The sequence below is a fragment of the Mesorhizobium sp. P3_A9 genome, assembly GCF_056402975.1.
Map to the genome: position 1 here is coordinate 1 of NZ_JBFUGJ010000373.1, position 5,553 is coordinate 5,553.

Sequence of the window (5,553 nt, forward strand, 5' to 3'; positions counted from 1 at the left end):
AAGGGCGGCCTTTTCGGTATCGCGGAAAAGCATTCGCTTAGCGCGAATAGAATTCGACGACCAGGTTCGGTTCCATCTGCACGGCGAASGGAACGTCSGCCAGGCCGGGAATGCGCGAGAAGGTTGCGACCATCTTGTTGTGATCGGCTTCGATGTAGTCCGGCACGTCGCGCTCGGCGAGGCCGACCGATTCCAGGACGATGACCAGCTGCTTCGACTTTTCGCGCACTTCGATGACGTCGCCCGGCTTGCAGCGGTACGAGCCGATGTTGACGCGCTTGCCGTTGACGTTGACGTGGCCGTGGTTGACGAACTGACGGGCAGCGAAAATGGTCGGCACGAACTTGGAGCGGTAGACGACCGCGTCGAGACGCGACTCGAGCAGGCCGATCAGGTTCTCCGAGGTGTCGCCCTTGCGGCGATCGGCCTCTTCATAGACCTTGCGGAACTGCTTTTCCGAAACGTCGCCATAGTGACCCTTCAGCTTCTGCTTGGCGCGCAGCTGCAGGCCGAAGTCGGAAAGCTTGCCCTTGCGGCGCTGGCCGTGCTGGCCGGGGCCGTATTCACGCTTGTTGACCGGGGACTTCGGGCGGCCCCAGATATTTTCGCCGAGACGGCGGTCGATCTTGTACTTCGCGGATTCGCGCTTGCTCATCGCATTCCCTTTTCAAAACAACACACCCGGCACCTCATGGTCCGGGTGAAGGAAACGCGCCCTCCTCTGGCCTCCGTTTTCGAGACCTGACAGGGTTTTCCCACGCAACGCGGCGGAAAACCCACGGGACACGTCAGTTCAAACAAAACCAGAAACCAAGGCAACCGGTCTTGCGCATMCAAAACAAACACCGGACATCGCTGCCCGGCGTTGGCGGCTGGTTAAACCGAGATTTAACCGGTGTCAAGCTTTCGCCTGGCTCGGCACGGCGCAACCATATACCGTCCTCGACGTTGTGCGATGCCGGATGTGGCGGGAGGKTTTGCGCCAACGGCACCAGGAAGGGACTGGAGCTAGAGGAGTCCAATTAGCATGAAGAAGTTCTTCCTTACCTTGGCGGGCGCTGCGGTGCTTGCAGGTTCGATGGCGGTGGCGCCGGAACCGGCCATGGCGCGCCATTGGCACGGCCACAAACAGGTCTGCCGCGTCATCGTCAAGAAGAAAGTGGTGTGGCGGCACGGTCATCGCAAGGTGATCGTGACAAAGGTAAGGCGCTGCCACCGCTGGTGAAACCGGCTCAGGCACGAAACAAGCTTTGATGTCTTGGAGTGCCAAGATCCAGGAGGGCCAGCGATCCGTCGCTGGCCCTTTCGCATTGAACGGCTGTGAAATCCGGGAACGCCCGTGGCCAGCCTGCTAAGGTTCGCGACTTCGTGATTGGGGATGATTGCCGCGATTCGCTAGAAATCGAATGCCAGGCAATGGAGAGCCCTATGAAGACAGCAACCTTGGTTTTGGTCGCGCTGCTTGCAGGCCCGACCCTACTCGCTTCGCCAACCTCGCTGTGGCCGGCGGAAAAAACAACTGCCATTGGGTCAAGATCACCAGACGAGTCTGGAGCAATGGCGGTCCCCACTGGGTCACGAAGAAAGTGAAGCGCTGCGATTACCACCATCATTGATGGTCAACTCATGATTTCTTGTTCGGCAGGCCTTTGCGCTTGGTCTCAGCGAATTCCTCAAGCTGCTTTTCGGTCATCGATTCGTACATCTCGCGAGACGCGCCTTTGAGTTCACCTTTCTTGGTCTCGCCGCGCTTGGCGGAAAGCGCCGCGCCGGCGGCCTTTTGCTGAGCTTGTGATTTGGCAGGCATGATTTTTCTCCTTTGCTGTCAGGTGAACGCCGAGCTTAGGCGGCAGTTCCAGCGTCAGCGGCCCAGGTCTTCGACCAGCTGCTGCCCAACCCATCAGGCTGCCGGCATTGGCGAGTTCGTCGACAGCCTTCCCGTGTCCGAAGCGCCGGTGTAGGACAGCTGAATGAAGTCTCTGACCGACCCCTCACAAGCGCTCTCCACCGGCCTGGCGAAAATCCGCACCGAATTCCACGTGCCGGATGGATTTCCGGCTGAGGTCATGGCCGCGGCGCAGGCGGCGGCTAGACGTGTGCCGAACCAGCATGCCGATCGAACAGCGATGCCCTTCGTCACGCTCGATCCGGCTGCCTCCACCGATCTCGACCAAGCGTTCTCGATCGAGGCGAGCAGCAGTGATCTTCTGCTGCACTATGCCATTGCCGACGTCGCCTGGTTCGTCGAGGACGGCGACGCGATCGATCTCGAAGCCTGGACGCGGGGCGAGACGCTTTACCTGCCGGACGGCAAGGCCGGGCTCTACCCGCCGGTACTTGCCGAGGGTGCAGCGAGCCTGTTGCCGGATGGACCGCGTCCAGCTGTCATCTTCACGGTCCGCATCGCGGAAGACGGTGCGACAAAACTGGACGGCGCGGAGCGGGCAATCATTCAAAGCCGCGCGAAGCTCGCCTATGACAGCGTGAAGTTCTCCGACGTTCCCGCCGGCTTCGCCGAAATGGCGCGGCGCATGGCAATGAATGAGCAGCGTCGTGGCGCGTCCCGCGTCGACCCGCCCGAACAGGAGGTGGAAAGGCTCGACGACGGCACATTCAAGCTTTCGTTCAGACCGATGCTGCAATCCGAACAAGACAACGCCGCRCTTTCGCTGGCTGCAAACATGGCGATCGCCGACGCCATGTTTGCGCACCATACCGGGTTATTCCGGGTGATGTCGGAGCCGGACGCTTCCAAGGTGCAAAGGCTGCGCAATGCGGCGCAGGCTCTCGGGCTATCCTGGCCGGCCTCGACCAGCTTGCACGACTATCAGCGGACCCTTGATCCGACCAACAAGCAGCAGGCGGCGCTGATGCTGGAAATCCGCCATGCAAGCTCCGGCGCGTCCTACCAACCCTATCAGGAGGGTGTTGTCCCGTGGCACGAGGCGATGGCTGCGACCTATGCCCATGCCACGGCGCCACTCAGGCGACTGGCCGACCGCTATGTCGTGCGCTGTGTGCTGGCAATCGCCAACGGCCAGCCCGTGCCGCAAGCCGTCACCGACGCGTTCGCCAGATTGCCGAAAGTGATGGGACGTTCGGATGCCCGCGCTTCGCAGATCAACCATGCGGCCATCGATCTTGCCGAGGCGGTGATGCTCAGGGGACGCGAGGGGGAGACGTTCAAGGCCGTTGTCACCGACGTCAACCATGGCGTGCGCATCCAGCTTGCCGACATGCCTGTCGTTGCCAACCTGAAGGCCTCCGGGCTCAAGCAGGGTGATGGTGTCACGCTGAAGCTGGTCTCGGCAGACCCGGATCAGCGCAGCATCGTCTTTGAACCTGTTTAAGCGGCAGACGTTTCCGCCGCCGTGTGGCTTACGACCAGTCCAAAGCCTTGCATCAGCCGGCTGACGGCAAAGTCGGCCTTGCCGGAGGTGAAGACGGCGATATCCGGCTCGCCTTGCGGCAGCGGCCCATCGACGGGCGGCAGCAGCGAAAGCGCGCGCCGGGCGATCGCCTCGGCCGGATCGATCCAGTCGACCGGCCAGGGCGCAGTCTTGCGCATACGGTTGACCAGAAACGGATAGTGCGTGCAGGCCAGCACGACGATATCGGTCCGCATCCCATCACGCTCCATGAAACAGGGAGCGATCTCGGCGCGCACGGCTTCCTCGTCGACAAAGCCCTCCCGCATATAGGCTTCGGCAAGTCCCGCCAGCCTGTCGCTGCCGACCAGGCGGACATGGCATTTCTGTGCCCACTTGCTGATCAGGTCACGCGTGTATTGCCGCTTCACCGTGCCTGGCGTCGCCAACACCGAGACCAGGCCTGACCGCGTCCGCTCGGCCGCCGGCTTGACTGCCGGCACGGTGCCGACAAAGGGATGGCCCGGAAAGGCGTCGCGCAGCGCGTCGATCACCAGCGTTGAGGCGGTATTGCAGGCGATGACGGACATGACCGGTTCAAACCGGTCGAGCAGCCTGGCGAACAGCTCCAGTATATGGGTCCGCAGCGCCGGTTCTTCCCAGGCGCCGAAGGGGAAAGCCGCATCGTCCGCGACATAGATGAAGCGCCGGTCCGGCATCAGCACGCGCGCCTCGCGCAACACCGTCAGCCCGCCGACGCCGGAATCGAACATCAGGATCGGGCGGTGGCTTGATCGATCGTTCATGAATATCGGACCACGGAAAGAGGCTGGCCAGTGATTTGGCCAATGCCGTTTCTATCCGCAACGATCATGGTCTTGAAGTGGCGAATGCTCGCAAGTTTTGCGCAGTTCTGGGCCTCACCCCCCACGCTTGCCGAAGCCGGCGGGGCGCGGCCTGCCGAAAGGCTGCGGCGCTGGCGCAACGCGTGCAGCGGCGACACGCGGCGTAGCCGGGACAGTGCTTGCTGCGGTTCGGTCGGCGCGGGCGGACGTTGGCAGCGGGCCGTCAAAGTCGAACATGGAGGTCAGTTCTTCGATGTTGCTGCCGGCGACAGGCTTTGCCCACAGGATGCTGCACCAAAGGCCGAATATGGAAAGGCCAAGCAGGTTCAGCCCGCCGGGCACGCTTTCCGGATCGCCGAATTTGATGACCAGCAGCGTGCCTGCTTGCAGAACGGCGTAGAAGCCGGAAAGCACGATATAGGCCCACACGATCCACCGGCGCCCGTTTGCATCGCGGCCGCGGCGCAAGGCAATGTTGCCGCGCAGCACAACAAAGATGAGCGAGAAGACCAGTACCGCACCGGCCATGCCTTGCCGTGACGGGCCTGGCGCCGAATAGACCAGCCCTTCGAAGCCGATCGTGCCCATGATGCAGATGATGATCGCTACCACCTCGGCCACCGACAGGCCGAGAGAGTAAAGGAAGAAGCGCATCCGACCTATACTGGACGCAAACATATGCCACCCCCATAGTTTCGATAAGGATGGATCAGAACCGAATAATATTTTGTTACTCCAGACGTTCGAAGCTTATTGACCTTAATCTTCCTTGTCTGCTGCCCGGCTTCGTGCAGCGGCTGGAAGCCTTCTTGGATCGTCTCCCGGCGAGCCATCGCCACGCGGCATCGCCGGGGAAAACCTGTCGAGTGAGGAAATAATGCCGCGCAGTACTTTGAGCTCCGGTTCGGCGAAGCCGGCGCGCGTCAGCACGGCGCGCAGATTGTCGACCATTTTCGGCTTCTTCGGCGCCGGCCGGAAATAGCCGCGCGCCTCCAGCGCGCCCTCCAGATAGGCGAACAGGCCGTGCAGCTCTTCCTTGCTGGCCGGCTTCATCTCCGGACCCGAAAAATTGGTCTTCGTCTCGTCCTCGAGACCCGACTTCATCCACTCATAGGACATCAGCAAGGCGGCCTGGGCGATGTTGAGTGAGGAGAAATCCGGGTCGACGGGAAAGGTGACGATCTCGTCGGCAAGGCCGACCTCGTCATTGTAGAGACCGAAGCGCTCGCGGCCGAACAGGATGCCGGTACGCTGCCCCATGGTGTGACGGGCGCGGAGCACCCTGCCCGCCTCGACTGGGCCACGCACGGATTTGAAGCCGTCGCGCTGCCTGGCGGTGG

The 5,553-nt window shown here is 62.0% G+C and carries 7 protein-coding genes; 2 read left to right on the forward strand and 5 right to left on the reverse strand.

Going from position 1 to position 5,553, the window contains the following annotated elements; all coding sequences use genetic code 11:
- Nucleotides 1-37: 37 nt before the first annotated feature.
- Nucleotides 38-655, reverse strand: coding sequence for a 30S ribosomal protein S4 (gene rpsD, locus AC1DX0_RS30175; RefSeq protein ID WP_027028657.1), 618 nt, complete (start codon nt 653-655; stop codon nt 38-40).
- 372 nt (nt 656-1,027) lie between these two features.
- On the opposite strand from rpsD, the gene AC1DX0_RS30180 reads away from it, so the two are divergent.
- On the forward strand, nt 1,028-1,225 hold the full coding sequence (locus AC1DX0_RS30180) for a hypothetical protein (RefSeq protein WP_477221273.1): 198 nt from the start codon (nt 1,028-1,030) through the stop codon (nt 1,223-1,225).
- Between the two features lie 399 nt (nt 1,226-1,624).
- Here AC1DX0_RS30180 and AC1DX0_RS30185 read toward each other — a convergent pair whose 3' ends face one another.
- On the reverse strand, nt 1,625-1,807 hold the full coding sequence (locus AC1DX0_RS30185) for a DUF3008 family protein (protein ID WP_477221272.1): 183 nt from the start codon (nt 1,805-1,807) through the stop codon (nt 1,625-1,627).
- 163 nt (nt 1,808-1,970) lie between these two features.
- Between AC1DX0_RS30185 and AC1DX0_RS30190 the strand changes: the two genes are divergently transcribed.
- Nucleotides 1,971-3,350, forward strand: coding sequence for an RNB domain-containing ribonuclease (locus AC1DX0_RS30190; RefSeq protein ID WP_477221271.1), 1,380 nt, complete (start codon nt 1,971-1,973; stop codon nt 3,348-3,350).
- Here the strand turns inward: AC1DX0_RS30190 and murI are convergent.
- From murI to AC1DX0_RS30205, 3 genes are all read right to left on the reverse strand, one after another.
- Nucleotides 3,347-4,174, reverse strand: coding sequence for a glutamate racemase (gene murI / locus AC1DX0_RS30195; RefSeq protein WP_477221270.1), 828 nt, complete (start codon nt 4,172-4,174; stop codon nt 3,347-3,349). The two genes, AC1DX0_RS30190 and murI, sit on opposite strands and share 4 nt — an antisense overlap.
- Nucleotides 4,175-4,288: 114 nt before the next feature.
- Nucleotides 4,289-4,891, reverse strand: a complete 603-nt coding sequence (locus AC1DX0_RS30200) for a hypothetical protein (RefSeq protein ID WP_477358088.1) — start codon at nt 4,889-4,891, stop codon at nt 4,289-4,291.
- An 81-nt stretch (nt 4,892-4,972) separates the two neighbouring features.
- Nucleotides 4,973-5,553, reverse strand: a 581-nt coding sequence (locus AC1DX0_RS30205; RefSeq protein WP_477358090.1) for an RNA methyltransferase, incomplete at its 5' end; no start/stop codon positions are given.